The organism is Streptomyces sp. NPDC088553, from assembly GCF_044752965.1.
Lineage (GTDB): Bacteria > Actinomycetota > Actinomycetes > Streptomycetales > Streptomycetaceae > Streptomyces.
In genome coordinates, this window is the sequence record NZ_JBIVMG010000003.1 from 158,648 (window position 1) to 174,428 (window position 15,781).

The 15,781-nt window shown below is 69.1% G+C and carries 18 protein-coding genes; 3 read left to right on the forward strand and 15 right to left on the reverse strand.

Annotated elements, in window-relative coordinates; translation table 11 throughout:
* Window positions 1-98: 98 nt before the first annotated feature.
* The 5 genes from ACIP8Z_RS10200 to ACIP8Z_RS10220 all read right to left on the reverse strand — a co-directional run bounded on the left by ACIP8Z_RS10200 (window position 99) and on the right by ACIP8Z_RS10220 (window position 3,865).
* A complete protein-coding gene (locus ACIP8Z_RS10200) occupies window positions 99-1,133 on the reverse strand; it encodes a DUF2637 domain-containing protein (RefSeq protein ID WP_266971834.1) in 1,035 nt (344 codons plus the stop codon).
* Complete coding sequence (locus tag ACIP8Z_RS10205) at window positions 1,130-1,696, reverse strand: WhiB family transcriptional regulator (RefSeq protein WP_402081200.1); 567 nt, start codon at window positions 1,694-1,696, stop codon at window positions 1,130-1,132. Before ACIP8Z_RS10205 ends, ACIP8Z_RS10200 begins: the two co-directional genes overlap by 4 nt.
* Before the next feature lie 117 nt (window positions 1,697-1,813).
* On the reverse strand, window positions 1,814-2,518 hold the full coding sequence (locus ACIP8Z_RS10210) for an ATP-binding protein (protein ID WP_266971831.1): 705 nt from the start codon (window positions 2,516-2,518) through the stop codon (window positions 1,814-1,816).
* Window positions 2,518-3,537 carry a hypothetical protein gene (locus ACIP8Z_RS10215; RefSeq protein ID WP_402081202.1) on the reverse strand — a complete coding sequence of 340 codons (1,020 nt, stop codon included), beginning with the start codon at window positions 3,535-3,537 and terminating at the stop codon, window positions 2,518-2,520. The genes ACIP8Z_RS10210 and ACIP8Z_RS10215 overlap by 1 nt, the downstream gene beginning before the upstream one ends.
* A 1-nt stretch (window position 3,538) precedes the next feature.
* On the reverse strand, window positions 3,539-3,865 hold the full coding sequence (locus ACIP8Z_RS10220) for a transcriptional regulator (RefSeq protein WP_402081204.1): 327 nt from the start codon (window positions 3,863-3,865) through the stop codon (window positions 3,539-3,541).
* Window positions 3,866-4,196: 331 nt separating this feature from the next.
* Between ACIP8Z_RS10220 and ACIP8Z_RS10225 the strand changes: the two genes are divergently transcribed.
* Window positions 4,197-5,084 (forward strand): helix-turn-helix transcriptional regulator, encoded by an 888-nt coding sequence (locus ACIP8Z_RS10225; RefSeq protein ID WP_323185857.1) that lies wholly within the window; start codon window positions 4,197-4,199, stop codon window positions 5,082-5,084.
* A gap of 44 nt (window positions 5,085-5,128) precedes the next feature.
* On the opposite strand, the gene ACIP8Z_RS10230 is transcribed toward ACIP8Z_RS10225, so the two are convergent.
* The 3 genes from ACIP8Z_RS10230 to ACIP8Z_RS10240 are packed head-to-tail and all read right to left on the reverse strand — an operon-like array spanning window position 5,129 to window position 8,086.
* Entirely contained in the window at window positions 5,129-6,307 is a 1,179-nt protein-coding gene (locus ACIP8Z_RS10230; RefSeq protein WP_402081206.1) for an amidohydrolase family protein, read from the reverse strand.
* A 19-nt stretch (window positions 6,308-6,326) separates the two neighbouring features.
* Window positions 6,327-7,448: an MAB_1171c family putative transporter gene (locus tag ACIP8Z_RS10235; protein WP_266971821.1), complete on the reverse strand. Its 1,122-nt coding sequence runs from the start codon at window positions 7,446-7,448 to the stop codon at window positions 6,327-6,329.
* 2 nt (window positions 7,449-7,450) lie between these two features.
* Complete coding sequence (locus ACIP8Z_RS10240) at window positions 7,451-8,086, reverse strand: hypothetical protein (protein WP_402081209.1); 636 nt, start codon at window positions 8,084-8,086, stop codon at window positions 7,451-7,453.
* 486 nt (window positions 8,087-8,572) lie between these two features.
* Here ACIP8Z_RS10240 and ACIP8Z_RS10245 point away from each other — a divergent pair, with 486 nt between their 5' ends.
* Window positions 8,573-9,016, forward strand: a complete 444-nt coding sequence (locus tag ACIP8Z_RS10245) for a pyridoxamine 5'-phosphate oxidase family protein (protein WP_402081211.1) — start codon at window positions 8,573-8,575, stop codon at window positions 9,014-9,016.
* Between the two features lie 78 nt (window positions 9,017-9,094).
* Window positions 9,095-10,141: a phosphotransferase gene (locus ACIP8Z_RS10250; protein WP_402081213.1), complete on the forward strand. Its 1,047-nt coding sequence runs from the start codon at window positions 9,095-9,097 to the stop codon at window positions 10,139-10,141.
* Here the strand turns inward: ACIP8Z_RS10250 and ACIP8Z_RS10255 are convergent.
* The 7 genes from ACIP8Z_RS10255 to ACIP8Z_RS10285 are packed head-to-tail and all read right to left on the reverse strand — an operon-like array spanning window position 10,138 to window position 15,751.
* The gene (locus tag ACIP8Z_RS10255) at window positions 10,138-11,169 is read right to left on the reverse strand and encodes a glycosyltransferase (protein WP_402081216.1); all 1,032 of its coding nucleotides are present in this window, start codon (window positions 11,167-11,169) and stop codon (window positions 10,138-10,140) included. The genes ACIP8Z_RS10250 and ACIP8Z_RS10255 overlap by 4 nt on opposite strands.
* Before the next feature lie 6 nt (window positions 11,170-11,175).
* Window positions 11,176-11,790, reverse strand: coding sequence for a hypothetical protein (locus ACIP8Z_RS10260; RefSeq protein ID WP_266971814.1), 615 nt, complete (start codon window positions 11,788-11,790; stop codon window positions 11,176-11,178).
* Window positions 11,784-12,698 (reverse strand): PIG-L deacetylase family protein, encoded by a 915-nt coding sequence (locus ACIP8Z_RS10265; protein ID WP_402081219.1) that lies wholly within the window; start codon window positions 12,696-12,698, stop codon window positions 11,784-11,786. The genes ACIP8Z_RS10260 and ACIP8Z_RS10265 overlap by 7 nt, the downstream gene beginning before the upstream one ends.
* Window positions 12,695-13,426, reverse strand: coding sequence for a glycosyltransferase (locus tag ACIP8Z_RS10270; RefSeq protein ID WP_402081221.1), 732 nt, complete (start codon window positions 13,424-13,426; stop codon window positions 12,695-12,697). Before ACIP8Z_RS10270 ends, ACIP8Z_RS10265 begins: the two co-directional genes overlap by 4 nt.
* Window positions 13,423-14,307, reverse strand: coding sequence for an aminoglycoside phosphotransferase family protein (locus ACIP8Z_RS10275; protein WP_402081223.1), 885 nt, complete (start codon window positions 14,305-14,307; stop codon window positions 13,423-13,425). The genes ACIP8Z_RS10270 and ACIP8Z_RS10275 overlap by 4 nt, the downstream gene beginning before the upstream one ends.
* Complete coding sequence (locus ACIP8Z_RS10280) at window positions 14,301-15,521, reverse strand: glycosyltransferase (RefSeq protein ID WP_402081226.1); 1,221 nt, start codon at window positions 15,519-15,521, stop codon at window positions 14,301-14,303. The genes ACIP8Z_RS10275 and ACIP8Z_RS10280 overlap by 7 nt, the downstream gene beginning before the upstream one ends.
* Entirely contained in the window at window positions 15,518-15,751 is a 234-nt protein-coding gene (locus ACIP8Z_RS10285; RefSeq protein WP_402081228.1) for a hypothetical protein, read from the reverse strand. The genes ACIP8Z_RS10280 and ACIP8Z_RS10285 overlap by 4 nt, the downstream gene beginning before the upstream one ends.
* Window positions 15,752-15,781: the final 30 nt, after the last annotated feature.

Sequence of the window (15,781 nt, forward strand, 5' to 3'; positions counted from 1 at the left end):
GTGTTCTCCGCTCTTGCTCTGGAGGGGTGTGAGGCGGGTGTCCGGAGCGGGTGACCGGCTGGGGTGACCGGCTCGGTCACCCGCTCCGTGGTGTCCGGTCAGTTCCGGATGGAGGTGACCGGCTGCCCGTGCTGCTGGCGAAGCTGGGCCATCAGGGCGGTCAGGGTGTCGCTGGACAGGGGGATCTGCTGACCGCGGATCGCCTGGGCGACCACCTTGCGGGTCAGCTTGTCCTCGGCCCTGACCGCTGACCGGGCGATCTTCAGCAGCTCCGCGGTGTCCGGGTCGGACCGCCGGGCACCAGGTGTCCGGGCCTCCCGGTCAGTGACCGGCGGCGGAATGACCTGGAGACCGGTGACCGGCGGCACCGTATCCGGCGTGCTGGGCAGGTCAGCAACCTCGTCCGGCTGACCGAGGTGGCCAGCGGCCGAGGCGGTGTTGCCCGGACGGCCAGTGACCGGGTTACGGCTGTCCGCCGGGTCACTGGCCCCGGTCAGGGACCGAGGCGCGGGCGTCCGCTTCTCCAGGGACAGCGGCGGCCGGCCGGTCAGGTCAGTGACCGGCTGCCCGGCCTCGACCTGACCGGACTGCGGTCGCTGACCAACCCGGTCGGCCCGGGTGACCTCGATGCCGTCGGGCAGGTCACCTTGACCGAGTTCACCGGTCTGGCCGAGGTCCTCGTGGTTACCGTCCTCGACCGGCTTGCGGGCGATGAGGATGTAGAGGTGGACGGCGCCGGCCAGGGCGAGCGGGGCGATGGTGGACAGCACTGCGACCACCGTGTCGCCGAGCCGGAGCCCGGTGCCGGCGACCGCTTCTTCGTTGAGCCGTACCGCGTGGAGGGCGTTGGCCCAGATGCTGGCGGCGGTGGCCGTGCCGAAGAGTGTCCAGACATACAGCCGGGCGCGCAGGGGTGATTCGCGGAGGACGAGGAGGGCTCGGATGCCGTAGGCGATGAACCCGTCGATCACCAGGGGGAAGAGGTAGGTGAGGAAGCCTCGGATGTGGATGGCCACGGCCATCTGCTGGAGGGCGTCGTACGACAGGGCGCATCCCGCGCCGCCAAGGGCGATGACGGCCGCTCGGTCCCAGCCGGATATGTGCGCCGTCTTCGGCGCGATCGTGGCGGTCACGCCGCCGTACCGAAGTCGTCGCGGCCCAGGTGCTCGACGCCGGCCTCAGGTGGCGCGGTGGTCTTCGCGGACTGGTTCAGATCTCGGTTGCGCAGGGCGCGGCGGGTCTCGCGGTAGAGCTTCTGGGCGTGCTCCTCGGTGATCTTCAGGAGCCAGGCCAGGCGCTGCTCGGTCACTCCGTGGCGGTAGGCGGCGCAGATGACCGCGCGGCGTTCGGCCTTGGTGAGGTGGACGTCGCGTCCGGCGATGGTGTCGTTGACGCGGCTGTAGTCGAGGCGGTGGGCGATCCTCCCGTGCAGTGGTTCGCGCTCCTCCTCGGTCAGTCCACCTCGGATGCCGTCGGTGTCGCCGGCTTCCAGGGCGGCGTCCAGGCAGGCGCGGCGGACCGGGCACTGGCCGCACAGCGCCTTCGCGACGGTGATCTTGTCGATCTCGTCTGGGGCCGGGAAGAAGATCTCGGGGTCCACCGGGTTGTATTCGGTGGTCTGGCAGACGGCTTGGTCCTGCCATGTGTGGTCGCCGAGCGACCGGTGACGGGCAGGGCGGATTGTCGTGCTGGTCATGCGGGTTGCTCCGATCGCTCTCCGCGCGCAGGGGCGTCGGCGGAGAGGTGCGCTGGGTCGGGAAGTGCTCGGGGCGGCGCGGAGAGGACGCAGCCCGGCGTGTTGGCCTGGGGCGGGTCAGGCCGCGAAACCGCGGCGTCTGCGGTCGACCTGCTCGAACTCGACCCGGGTGGTCATCTGTGCGAGCCGAGAGGCGACGCGGTCGCCGAGGTGGGCCCGGAGGTCTCTGATCGCCATGTTGGTGGTGATCAGGGTCGGAAGCTCGTAGTTGTACCGGCGGTTGATCAGCCGGTACGTCACTTCCTCGACCCACTCGGATGCCTTGGCCGCCCCGAGGTCGTCGATGATCAGCAGCGGGCAGCGGCTGACAGCTGCCAGCTCCCGCTCACTGTCGACTCCGGGCCGAGGCCGCAGATCGGCGTACAGGTCGGCGGCGGTCGTCGCTCGCCAGCGCACGCCGACTCCGGTCTGCACCAGCCGCCGGACCGCGCCGAACGCCTGGTGCGTCTTGCCCGCGCCGACGACGCCGGCCATCAGCAGGCTGGGGCCGGTGGTGACCTGTCGCCTGGCTCCCTGATTGGGGGCGACGGCGGCCTCGGTGACGGTCCGGACCCAGGTCAGGACCTGGGGGTGGTCGGCGACGGCGGCCCGGTAGCGCGGGGGCATCCCGGCCGACAGGGCGTCCAGCGGGGAGAAGGGCTCGGGCTCCTCGCCCGGTGCGGAGACGGTCGTGGGGTCGATGTTGCGGGCAGCCAGGATCTGGGCCATCCGGTCCAGGGTGCCCTCGCCGAGGGTCTGTGGTTCGCGGTGACGGGTGCGCATCACAGCTCCTCGGAGTAGGCGACAGCGGCGTTGGCCGGGGTCGTCCAGGCCTGATGGGCGGGCACGTTAGGCCGCGATCCCGGCCGCGCCAAACCGCCGGGGCGTGCGTTCATGGCCTCGTTGACCATGCTGGTCAGCACGCTCGGGTGCTTGGGGTTGGCCGCGAAGTTCTGCAGCCCGGCCCGGATGTGCTCCGGGGCGATGCCCTCGCCCAGGAGCTTCTTGGCGATCCGGCCGAGGTGCCCAATCACGTCATTGGGCGGGCGCTCGTCGCAGGCGGCGACGTACTCGCCGACGAGCTGGTTGGCCGAGACGCCGTCTGCGGGCGCCGTGCGCCCCGTAGGGACAAGAGATCCAGGATCCAAGATCCTAGATCCAGGCGCCGAGCCCTCTCCGAGGTTTCGGGGAAGACTCGGAGAATCGTCGGCGGATGCGCACTGACCTGCGCTTTTCACCCCCGCGTGGTGATGGGCGCCAGCGATGTGGTCGAAGGTGTCCTGTCGGGTAGCGGGGGTCTCGTCCGTGTGCTCGCGAAGCGTCGCGGTGGATAGCGCGGCCGGATCGAGGGATCGGGGAGCGTTCGGCGAAGTCTCCGCGAGCCCGCGGAGAGCAGAGGCCGACTCCTCGGCCCGCCTGGTGCAGGTGCCCTTGCAGGGAGCGCACCGGGCGGCAGCCTGGTGCTGCGGGCAGGAGGGCAGGCGCGACTGGCTCGGCTTGTCGATCTTCTGGTGCTCGGACCAGGTCACGATGTGGAGGTAACGGCGGCCGTCACAGCCGGTGTACCGGCAGACCAGGCCGGCGGTCGCGAGCTGGTGGACATCGTCCTCGACGTGGACCGACGTGTGCTCGGCGCGGAGCGGCCAGAGGAGCCCGGCGATGATCGCGGCATTGTCGCGGTGGCGGCCGTGGTCGTCGGATTGCGTGAGGAGCCCGAAGAAGGTCCGCTCGGCCTCGACGCTCACCTCGGCGAGCGACTCGGAGACGAATGCTTCCGGCTTGATGGTTCGTATCCGGGCCATGTCAGCGGTCCAGACGGGCGGGGATCGGGTCGCCGCAGGTGAGAGTGGCGTCGGCAAGGTGAAAGGTGTGCGGTTGCTTCCAGTCCGCCTCCGGCCAGACCCGCAGGATCCAGCGGGCCGCGACCCGGACAGTCGTGCGGCTCGACGCCACGGCCTTCCCGGCCTCGTCCTTGACGATGGCGTGCGGGTGGGGCCACACCTGCTTCGGGTCGTCGAGGCCGACCCGAATGGTGGCCGCGCCCGGGATCATGTCGGAGAGCTGGGCCGCGAGGCGGTGCTGACGGTCGGCGTCCGGGCAGGCCAAGGTTCCGCTCGGCATGGCGAGCATGCGATACTCCGTTTTTCGTAGGAGCGCGGTGCGGTGGTTCTCGTGCAAAAGCCCCGCCGCCCGCGTGATGTGTATGGGCACCTCTCGGGGTGCCAGCCCGGCGCTTGGGAGTTGGTAGCTCCCGGGCGCCGGTTTTTTCGTCTCCGCGTCGCTTCACGGACCGTTCGGTTGCATCGCCACCCCCCACCTCTACTTCTGCACAGGCACGCACCTATGCATCGAGGGGCAGGGGTGCGGATCCCGGCGTTTTTCGGTAGCCTGAAGCTATCTTGATTCACATGAAAGGTCAACGGACCGAAACTTCTTCGGTTCACCCGAAAAACGAGGTCTGATGCCAGCTCGCCACTTCGATAGGGCTCTCGTGCGCTCGGTGCGCAGAGCCGCCGAGATCTCGCAGTCTGATGTGGCAAACGCCCTTGGGACTGCAGATTCGACAGTGGCCGGGTGGGAGCTCGGATCATCCGTGCCGGATCTGGAGAAACTGCCCGCCCTCGCCCAGGTTCTCGACCGGCCGCTTGATGTCCTGTTTCCTCGCGACGGGTTGCCCGACCTCACTGACCTGAGGTGCGACGCCGGCCTCTACCGGTACGAGACGGCAGCGATCATCGGAACCAAGAGCGACGGCCCTGTGGCAGGTGCAGAGCAGGGGGTGCGGCGCCTCAAGGACAGGTACCTCCCCTACTTGGCGGAGGCGTATCACGTCACCGTGGACGAGGTGAAGCGAGCGCAGGATCGGTCGATGGCGAAAGCCAGCGGCGAACAGGTGGAGGGCAAGACCGCCGATGCCACGGAGGGTGAGAGGCTGCCGCGGACGCTAGCGGAGAAGATCACCCTTCTTCTGGAGAAGTCCTTCCCTGGCCCCGATGGGGCCCCTGGGGACGCAGAGATCGCGGCGTCGATCAATGCGCACGCGGGCGGAAGCGTCATCAGCGCCGAGGAAGTCCGTGATCTCCGGACTGGGGTATCGGAGACGACCACGCCGCTCGTCCTGGAGGGGCTCGCCGGCCTCCTGGGAGTCACCCCCCTGTACTTCCAGCCCGACGACGAGGTGGCTGCGCAGGTGTACGAGGGCCTCCAGCTCCTCGCCGCTCACCGGGAAGGCAAGGTGGGGCGAGTGCGTGCCCGTGGCGCCGGCGCACAGGGCCTCCCGCCGAACCTGTTGGCGCTCGTCAGTGAACTCGTCGACGAGATGCAGCAAAAGGCCAGCGAGCGGGAGTAGCGGGGACCGGCGTCATTTGCCAGGCCCCCGCCACCGCCGTTCGACTACGACCGAATTTCCAGCGAGTGCCCGGCCGACATCACTGCCCTGATGGTCGAGAGATCGTTCAGGTTCGCGAGCGGATCCCCGTCGACCAACACGAGGTCGGCCTTGTAGCCGACCGCGATCCTTCCGGTCGTGCTGCCGAGGCCGAGCGCGTCAGCAGCAACCGACGTGGCCATGTCGAGGATCCTGCCGTTGGACAGTCCCAAGTGGGCGTAGAACGACAGCGCCTGCGCGAGGCCGTCGAACGATGCTCGTTGCACTCCTGCGTCCGTTCCGGCCACAAGCGTCACCCCGGCGTCCGCCATCCTGCGGACGAGGTCGAACATCGCGCGAGCCTTCTCCTCACCGAAGAACCGGGGCAGCATCTGCCAATGCGGGCTGACCGCGGGACAGACCGCAATCTCCTGCTCCACGATCCGGGCGACGACGTCGTCCCGGAAGTCGAGCCCGTCGCCCGTCATCCATGTGCAGTGCTCGATCGTGTCCACACCTGCCGCGACAGCGGCCGTGATACCCGGTGTCCCGTGGGCATGCGCCGCCACGGGCAAGCCGGCCGCATGGGCTTCCTCCACCAGAACGGCGAGTTCGGCGGGCGAGAACTGCGACTCCCAACTCTTGGGGCCGTCCTTGGTCAGACCCCCGCCCGTAACCATGGCCTTGATCACGCCCGCTCCTGCGGATGCGTTCTTCCGAACCAGCGCGCGGATGTCGTCCTCTCCGGCGACCTCTCCACCCAGGAAATGACAGTGGCCGCCAGGTGGTGTCAGCGGCGTGCCGGCGGAGACGATGCGAGGCCCGACAGTCGTTCCCTCCTCGATCTCGGAGGCCAGCCGGAGCGCGAGGCCATTCCGATCTCCGAGGTCACGAGCTGTTGTCACCCCGCTTCGGAGGAGCATCTCCGCCCGGCTCCGCATGTCGGCCAGGAGGGTCTCGTCGCTCGACTGGGCGAGCGTGGCAACGGGGTCGGCCCCACCGTCGAAGGCAAGGTGCACGTGGGCATCGATCAGCCCTGGCATCAGGGTCCCGCCGAAGGCGACGCGTTCGATGTCGGGCCTCGCCTCTGCGATGACCGTTTCCTCGGGCCCGACCGCACGGATGATGTCGCCCTCGATGAGAACGGCTCCGTCTTCCAAGTAACGCCCGGATCCCACGAGGACCCGCTTCGCAACGATCAGCATCTCGTCTCGTCTCCTTCGGTCACGCGGCACGGCGCAGGGCGTCGGATACGGCGACCAGCTGCTGAACATCCGCCTCCCGGTCGGTTCCGAGGGCCATGGCCAGCGGCACGGCCTGGCGTGGAACGGTCGCACCGTCTCCGATCCGCGCCGCCGCCTGGCGGAGCCGAGCCGCCAGCTCAGCAGGGTCCCGGCTCAGAGCGGCCCCATCGTTCTCATCGCCCCCGACAGAAAGGTAGGGGCTGATGTCGAGGAGACCATCCCGACACTCCACGATTCGCCGGTGATAGCGACGATGAACTCTGCGCGCCCGCCACCGGTCCCCCATGGCCGGCGAGGCGGCACCGAGCACGTTCGACGGGTACGCCTCGGTCAGTAGCTGCCACAGCGGCTCCAGCCGTCGGTAGTCACGGCGGTGCCGGGCCCAGAGCCGGATCGACGCGATACGAGTCCGGACGCCCGGGTAGGTGATGCCCGCGACGAAAAGCAGGATCGACACCACGAGCAGCAGAGCCACCGTCGACATCAACGCGTGTGTCACCGTCCCTCCGCTCCATCGGACGGCGACCAAGACGGCCCGGACACCGCAGGCGCCGGCCATGATCGCCAGACCGAGAGCGGCCATCCACAGACCTGTGGCGTGTGGCCTCCGAGACAACCGCGCGAACCGATACGTCCAGCGAGCTGTGACGGTCAGGGCATACATCAGGTAGATGCCTGCGCCGCCATAGAAGAAGGCGATCTGCGGCACGGTCATATCCGCAGTGCTGAAGGAACCCTCGAAGACGGAGGACGGCACGGTGAGGGCAGCGACCGAGATGGCCACGCCGACCGTAAACGCGAGGACCGCCTCAAGACGCGCGCGCCGCCGTCCAGCGCCGCCCTCGGCGGAGTAAAGGTAGAAGCAGAGCAGGTGGTACACGGTCGCCAGCAGCAGCAAGTTCTGAATGAGCTTCGCCGCTCCGTGGCCCGCGACCGTGTCCACACCAGAGGCGCCGCCGGGCATGGCGACGGGGTATGAGAGCGCTGCGCACACCAGGCACAGCGTCACCGACCGCAGTGGCAAGTCGTCAGGGGCCTTGGAAAGTTGGTAGAGCTTCCAGGCCACCGCGGCAACAAGGCCGAACAGAATGATCTCGGTCATGCCTACAACCAACCCGTCCGGTCACCGAGAGCCTTCTCGATGCGGCTGACCGCAGGGTCCTCAGAGAGGGGAACGTCTCTCAGCTTCGAGGCCCATTCCATGATGATGGTGGCGGCGAGCTCTACGGAGCACTCCTCCTCGGAGTCGTACGAGCAACGGCGGGACACCCGCTGGATCAACTTCCGGTCGAGCACCGGAATCAGCGTTGCCCAGCCCTCCACATAGTCATCCGGGTCCTCAAGCGCGCCATCAACGCCGGCGGCTTCATCATCAGCAACGATGATGTGCCCCACCTCGTGCAGGATGATCAGGTCCTGGTGGAATCTGGTCGTTTCCTGCTGGTAGAGGATGACGTCCATGCCGGGCGTGTCCACCCAAAGACCGGACGGGCCGGGCTTCTCCAGCCGTGCGGGCTTGAGCACGATGGGGCGCCCTCGCTTCTCGGCCAGCGCCAGGCACAGGGCCTCGACATCCAACGGCGGACGGACCCCCAACGCCTGCAGTTCGCGCCGAAGCCGACGCTGCAGGTCCGACTCCACCGTTCGAGACGCGGTACGGCGCCATTGGCGGCGTTCCCCGCCGTCCCGCTGCGAGATGTGAGGTACGGGCGCCGTGCGCGCACCCTTGCCCGAGAACATGTCTTCCCCTTCTGACGGGCTGGTTGGTGACCCCCGAGCTGGGCGACAGCCACGCCCTGGCGTTGATGCCGCCGGCACACTCCGACCCCCGAGCACAGCACCACCTACGAAGATCGCGTGAGCAAATTCGCAGTCTGGATGCGGGCATCGAAAACGCCACACGGACATTACGTGAAGAGTGCAGCCACCCCTGGTGGGCGTCGCGGCCGAGAGCCATCGATCGGAGCAGACGATCTTCGCTCGGGGCAAGATCGAATATTTCTTTCGGCCGGTAATCCCCGGGCCTTTCGCCCTCGCGGAACATCTCGAAATTCATACCTACCAGGCGGTTGCCCCCGTTATGAATTCGATACCTTGACCCCGGCAAAGCATCGGGCAAATGCCCCAGATCGAACAAATAACGCTGGACTGGGAGTCCGCTCGACACCCTTGCGACCGCTCTCGCTCGACCAAGAACAGACCGCTCAGCCCGTTATGCTTCCTCCCATGCGTACCGAGACCGTGGCGATAGACGCCGATTCCCTGGCGTTCTGGGCCGAGCGCCACCTCTGCACACTGACCACTCTCCGCACCGACGGGCGACCGCACGTGGTTCCCGTCGGAGTGACCTTGGATGCCGAGCTTGGGGTGGCGCGGGTTATCACCCGCAAATCAAGCAAGAAGGTCGCGAACGTGCTCTCCTCACCCACCGGCGAAGCTCGGGTGGCCGTGTGTCAAGTCGATGGGGGTCGCTGGGCGACGCTGGAGGGGGTTGCCGAGATCCGCACCCACCCGGACGTCGTGGGCGATGCCGTTAAGCGCTACGCGGACCGATATGGACGCACTCCGACCTTCGATCCCGAACGTGTCGTGATCGAGATCAGAATCGATCGGGCCATGGGACAGGCCAAGCTGCCCCAAACCCCGGCTGGGGCACGTACCGCGGGCTAAGTTCGGCAAGGCTGCGCCCTGGCTCCATGCCGGTGATCCTTGTGCGCCCGAGCGCTCGGCTCACGTATCGTCGCCCGGGTGACCGACGCACATGTGGAGAGCAGGCTCCGGGTCTCCACCGACGATCTTGCCGAACTGATCAAGGACTTCGGCCTCGGCGAGGTCACGGAGTGGCGCCATCTGGCCGAGGGCCTCATGAACGTGAACTGGCGGCTGGACACCCTCGCGGGAACCTTCGCGCTCAAGCGGGTCACGGACGTGCCGCTCGACCGGTTGCGACGCAACCTTGCTGTACTGCCCACCCTTGCTGAGGCCGGCGTTCCCGTGGTTGCCCCTTTGGAGACACCCTCGGGCAGCGTCGTCGTCGAGGTGGGCGGAAGCGTGTACTGCTTGTTCCCCTGGGCTCCGGGAGCGCACGTCCGTGGCGTGGGCCTCCCCCGTGCTCAGGTGAGGCGGCTTGGCGCAGAGCTGGCCAAGCTCCACCTGGCGCTCGGGTCCGCCGCCGGCACGGAAGTCCTGCCCGCTGTCCCAGACACCGTGACCGCCGAGGTCGTCACGCTCGAAGGGGCTGCAGAGAAGGCCGACCGACTCGCTTCCGCTGCGCGGAACCGCGGTGCGGGCGAATCCTTCGACGTGGTCGCGCTCGATGCCCTCGCGACGCGTCGGGTGCTGCTCACCAAGTACGCGCCTCTGCGCCCCGAGGGTAACGTCCCTGCGGGGCCGCACGGCTGGACGCATGGCGATTTCCAGTACCGGAACCTCCTGTGGTCCGGTGGCGAGCTGGCCGCGGTGCTCGACTGGGACCGGCTGGGCGTCCGCCCGTACGCGGAGGAAGTCGTCCGTACGGCGCAGGTGCAGTTCGGGGTGGAGGGCGTCTTCGACCTGGAGCGGGTGGTGGCCTTCGTAAGCGGCTATCGGTCGGTGGTCCCGCTGGAGCCGGCCGAGCTGCTCGATGCCGCCCGCCGGCTGTGGTGGAAGCGGATGACAGACTTCTGGCAGCTCGAATTCCACTACGACCGGCAGGACCACTCCTGCGACAAGTTGTTCATCGCCGACGAGGCGCTCCTTCACTGGTGGACGGAGCGGCTCGACGAGGTAGAGCAGGCGTTCACCGGAGCTTCCTAGATCCCCAGTACGCGGAGCTCGGGCAGGCACGGCCGGGTGAAGTGTGTCGCCCGACGCCTCGCCCGCAGCCCCAGGGACTCGTGGTCGACGGCACGGATCGCCGAAGCCCAAGCCTCGGGGCCGGCGGTGCCGGGCAGGACGATCCCGGCGTCGCCGATGGCTTCAGCGATGCCGCCCCGGTCGGTGCCGATGCTCGGTACGCCGTGGAGGGCTGCCTCGATGATCACGCGCGGGAAGGCGTCTTCCACGGTGGAGGGCACCAGCAGCAGGCGATGGCTGCCGTACAGGGGCGTCATGTCGTACACGCGGGGCACGTAGGTGACGTTCGGGTACGCGGCGAAGTCGGCGGCGGTGTCCCACCAGCCCTCGACGAGGGTGAAGCGCTGTTCCGGCATGAGGCGAATGAGCTGATGCAGGAGACCGGAGCCCTTGGCCGGAATGGGATTGACCATGAGGACGGCCGCTGTGCGGGCGACGTCCACGGCCAGTCGGGGCCGTAGGAACGGCGGGTACATCACGGCGACACGGGTGTCGGCCGTGTGACGCGCGCAGGTCCGGACGAACTCCGACACTGCCAGCCCGTAGTGGGGGCGACCGGCGAGCACGCCCAGGCCATTGGCGGAGACGGAGTGCAGCAGGCCGGCCACCAGCGTGTACGGCCGGGCCAGTGCGGCCAGCTCGGCCGAGCCCTCCTGAGACGTGAAGACGACGTCGGGGCGTAGCCACCCCAGCAGCCAGCTCAGTTCCGGCTCCAGCCGCTCCTGCGGAAGGGAGAGGCAGTCCAGCCCCTGCCAGCGGTAGCGCAGGGATTCACCGCTCCCCTCGTGCGGAACGCGCTGGGCGGTCAGGTGGGTGCGCATCGCGGAGAGCTGGTCCTCTCCGTTCCAAGGTGCCTCGTGCGAGCCGAGGTAGGTGACGTGCCAGCCGGCGGCGGCGAGCTCTTCGGCGAGGAGCTGCTGGGTGACCTCGGCGCCGCCGATGAGGAACGGGGGCGGGGTGCGGCGCCAGGCGAAGAGGGCGGTGGGCACCGGCGGTCACCTCGCCCAGAAGGCGACGAGGGCTTCCACGGCCCGGGCGACATCGTCCGGGCCCGCGTCGGCGGCCAGGACGGCCAGTTCTCGCGTCACGGGCCGTCTGGGCGTGTGGACGAAGTAGTCACGTGCATGGTGGAGGAAACCGGGCTCGTGGAGGAAATACTCGGACTCGGCGGCGGTGTGGCCGGCGGTCTTCCGGCGGAGGTGAAGCGTGTCGGCCGGTACGTCGAGGTAGAGGGTGTGGTCGGGGCACAGAAACGGGAGTGCCTTGAGCCGGTCACGGAGCTGGTGGTGGACGCCGTATCCGAACAGGGCGTCCAGGGCGTACGCGTGGGCGAGGAGCGTGTCCACGGAGCGGTCGAGGATGACGAATCGCCTGCCGCTCGCGGCGACTTCGGCGACTCGGGCGGCCTCGATCTCCATGAACCGTTCGAAGGCAGCGAGTTGCGCAGCCGCAGAGTCGGTGCGGGCCGGAGGGATGTCATCGCGGTGGGCGATGTGCTTGACGTAGCAGTCGGAGACGAACGCCCGCGAGCCAAGGGCGGTGTGGCGGAGGTGGCGTATCGCCGTGGACTTGCCGGCGTAGGAAGGTCCCTCCAGGGCGATGGTCAGCACGTCGACTCCTCCGTCCGGTAGAAGCGTTCGGCGTAGAGGCCGGTCCCGTCGACGAAGTCGGCCGCGGTGGTGAAGGCGTGCCGGATCGGCCGGTTCATCTTTCGGGCCGGGTACATCTGCGAGCCGTGCATCCGCAGGACGGTGACCTTGTCCAGGACGACGTCGGTGATGTCGACCAGCTCGGGCCGCATCGTCGCCCCCGTACGCGTTCGGAAGAGGTGCTGGTCGCAGCCGGCGAGGGCGTACGTGGACCAGAAGGCGAGGTCCTCCCAGAACCAGGTGCAGCCGACGCGGACGGCCGCCTCGTGGACGAGGAGGTGGTCGGGGTGGCGGGTGACGGCGGCGGGTGCGAGGAGTTCGGCGCCGGGGTGGGCCGCGGCGATCCGACGGAGCTCCTCGGTGACCTTGTCGAGCAGTTCGGGGTCGTAGGGACGGTACGGGGGCTCGGCATCCTTGTGACCGAGGAGGAGCCGCCTGGCGGCGAATGGTGCGAGCGCGGCGGCGCCCTCTCGGTCGCGCAGCTCGGACACGGTGTCGACGTCGGCGTAGATGGCCTCCAGAGCGGGGTGCACGCTCCGGGACCGGGTGAAGACGGTGGCCACGGTCAGCGGTCGGGGGCGCGCGAGGAAGGTGCCGGAGGCGGAGAGGGCGAAGTCGTCGTGGTGGGGTTCGATGACAAGGACTGGGCGGCCGGCGGGGGTGCGGGCCTCGATGCAGTACGGGACGCGGGTGTGGGGCGCGGTCACCTCCAGCACGCGGTGGTCGTGGGTCCGGTGGCGGGCGGCGAGTTGCTTGGTGTGCGCCTGGTGGGCGCGGTGAAGGTCGTCGGGGAAGGTGTAGATGCCGTGCCCGTCGGGAACCGGCAGGTCGGCCAGAGGCTGGGGCTGCACAGGGGTCTCCTTCGTCATCGCACGGTGCTCTCGTACCAGTGGCGCCACATGCGGGGCGACCGGAGGCGCAGGCGGGCGGTCACGGGGTTCTGCCACCAGAGCATCCGCAGGCTCGACCACTGGTCGTACCGGCGGGTGGATGGGCGTACGCGCAGCTCGTCGAGGATCGCCACGGGCCGGCCGGTGGCCTGGCCGTGGGTGGTGAGGCGGGTGAAGAACTCCACGTCCTCGCTCATGAACAGGTCGTCCCGGTACCCGCCGACGTGGTGGAACGCGTCGGTGGTGCAGAACTGGTTGACGCCCTGGGCTCCGCCGCGCCGGGTGCGGTAGTGATCCCAGTACGCACACAGCAGGCGGGCACCGAGCCGTTCGGGCGTGTAGAGCGGCGGGATGGCGCCACCGATGGCACCGGCGTCCATGGCGGCCGCGGCGGCGCTGACGGCTTCCAGGGGCAGGGCCACGTCCGCGTCGGTGAAGAAGAGCCGGCCGCTGCGGGCGGCGCTCGCGCCGGTGTTGCGGACCCGGCCGATGTTGCGGACGGACTCGGTGACGACGCGGACGCCGAATGAGGCGGCCATGTCGGCGGTGGCGTCGGTGCTGGCGTTGTCGACGACGATCACCTCCCCGGTGCGGCCGGTGATCTCCTCCCAGCGGGCGAGGGAGGCGAGGACGGAGGGCAGATAGCGGGGCAGGTAGGCGGCCTCGTTGAAGGCCGGGATCACCACCGACAGGGCAGGGGCGCTCATCGGTACGTCCTTTCCGGGCGGGGTGAGCGGAAGAGATGAGGGGTCCGCCGGTTCAGCTCGTCCAGGCGGCCGGCCCACCGTGTGCGATCGTCCCCAGGTGCCGAGTGCGCCCAGCAGCGCACCGTGTGGAAGACGAACCAGGCCGCCAGCTGGTGATGGTCCAGGGCGAGCGGGTAGGCGTCGGTGAGCTGGCGGGCCCGGACGGAGGCGAGGTCGCCGATCATGACCAGGGTCTGGGCCACGTCGGATTCACGGGGTCCGGCTGCGGCATCGGTGAAGTCGACGAGGTGACGGACAGCTCGGGGGCCGGCGATCACGACGTTGTCGCCGTGCAGGTCGCCGTGGCACCACACCGGGGCCGCTGCAGGGGCGTCGGCGATGGCGGCCAGGGCGGGCGCGATGCGGTCCAGGGTGCTGGGCGGGCAGCGACGGCCGAGCGAGGTGACCTGCTCGTGGAGCGGCCGGCGCGGGGCCCACATCTGGACGGGCGCCCGGTGCAGGCGGCCGAGCAGGCCGCCTAGATCTCTCAGAGCTCGCTCGTCGCTCACCCGGCCGGAGTGCACAGCGCCGCCGAGGGTGAGCGGGCCGAGGTCGGCGGTGACGAGAGCGGTCACCTCGTGACCGGGAACATGTCCGTAGGCGAGGACGGCTGGTACGGGGACATGAGTGGCTGCGGCCCGGATCGCCGCGGCCTCGGTGATCGCGTTGCGGCGGGCGGTGGCTTCGTACAGCTTGATCACCACGCTCCGGCCGTCGGTCAGCAGCGCCCGGTGCACGACCGTCCTCGATCGTGCGGACAGGCGGTGTGCGGCACGGACCGGAACTCCCACGAGACCGAAGGCGGCCCGCGCGACGGCCGCAGGTACGTCCCTGTTCACCATGCACCCGCCGGTTCCGCACCGATCGCGCCCAGCCGGCGGACGTGACGCAGGGTGCGCGACAGGTGCCGCCGGTACTCGGCCACGTCCTCGGTGGCAGGGCAGTCGGCCTGCCACGGCTTCTCAGGACCGACGAAGTGCACGAGGGCCGCGCTCGGGTCCGGCCTGAGAGGTCGTTTGACGACCCTGCGCACCCAGTTCCCCCGCTCAAGGAAACGGGAAGCCTCGAACCGGTTGAATCCGGCGGCGACCGGTCGCACTCGGCCGGAGTGCAGGAGCCACAGGTTCAGTGCGTCCTGGTCGTTGTGGAGGATGTGGCGACGGGCGTGGGTCAGCGCGTGCTGGACGCCCTTGCGGACTGCGGGCATGTGGCTGGTGTGTGTCCAGAGGACGCCCGCGTTGAAGTAGGGGTGGCCGCGCAGATGGGGCCAGCGCTCGGCGGCACCCGGCAGGGCCGCACACGCCCCGACTGCCGGGGTGAACTCGTCCCTGACCGCGCCGGTCTCGTCCGGCGCCAGGAGGTCGAGCGGCTCGGTGAGATCTCCGCGCACGAGCACGTCCGCGTCCACGTAGATCAGGTAGGGCCTGCGGACGAAGCCCGGCGTGAACTCGAACCGCAAGTAGGTAGTCACGGTGATGTACGAAGCGTCCGCCATGCGGGAGGTGCGCATCGGGGCGCAGCGGCGGACGTCGAAGGAACCGAATCCGACCCGCTTGGCGAGGTTGGAGAGAAGGAGGGCTTGTGCCGGGGTGAGGTCGAGGGTGAGCACCCGCACGGCCGCGTTGCGACGGGCAGCCGGTGTGAGGCTGTCCGCCAGGCCGGCAAGGGTGGCGAGGCCGGGGAGGAGGTATTGCTGATCGATGCAGAGGCCGAACGCGTACATGGGGACGTTGCCTTTCGGGTGTGGTGCACGGGTACTCGCGTCGAAGTCGTGAACGCCGTACCGCAACCGCTCTTGGGTACCTCGCCGTTGTGCGATCTCGACCGCGGCCGGGGAGACGTCCAGCCCCAGTACGTCGTGGCCCCAGCGGAGGAGCTGTCTGCTGAAGCCGCCGATGTCGCACCCGACGTCGAGTACGGACGACCCCGCATAGAGACTGACGTGCGTGAGGAAGCGGTCGGCCTCGGCGTCGGTCACCTTGCGGTCCACGGCTCGGCCCTCGCGATACCAGCTATCCCACTGGGCGGGGCTGAGGCGGCGCGTGATCGTCTTCATTCCGAACCCTGCGGACCGTCGCAGGCACCGTCGGATGTCGTGGTCCCGGGAGCGGGCAGGTGGAAGGGTTCGGAGCCGGCGCGCCGCGCCTCGTCGGCGGAGGTGGCGAAGAGGTTGGTTCCAGCCGGGTCGGGCGGCCTCGGTGCCGCTTCCGGGATCACGAGCGTCTTGTCCCACAAGCGGTGCGGCAGGAGGCATGGGGCCCGGTCGGTGTGTCCCTCGAACGTCATGCTGGCCCTCTGATCAGGTGGAGTAATAGA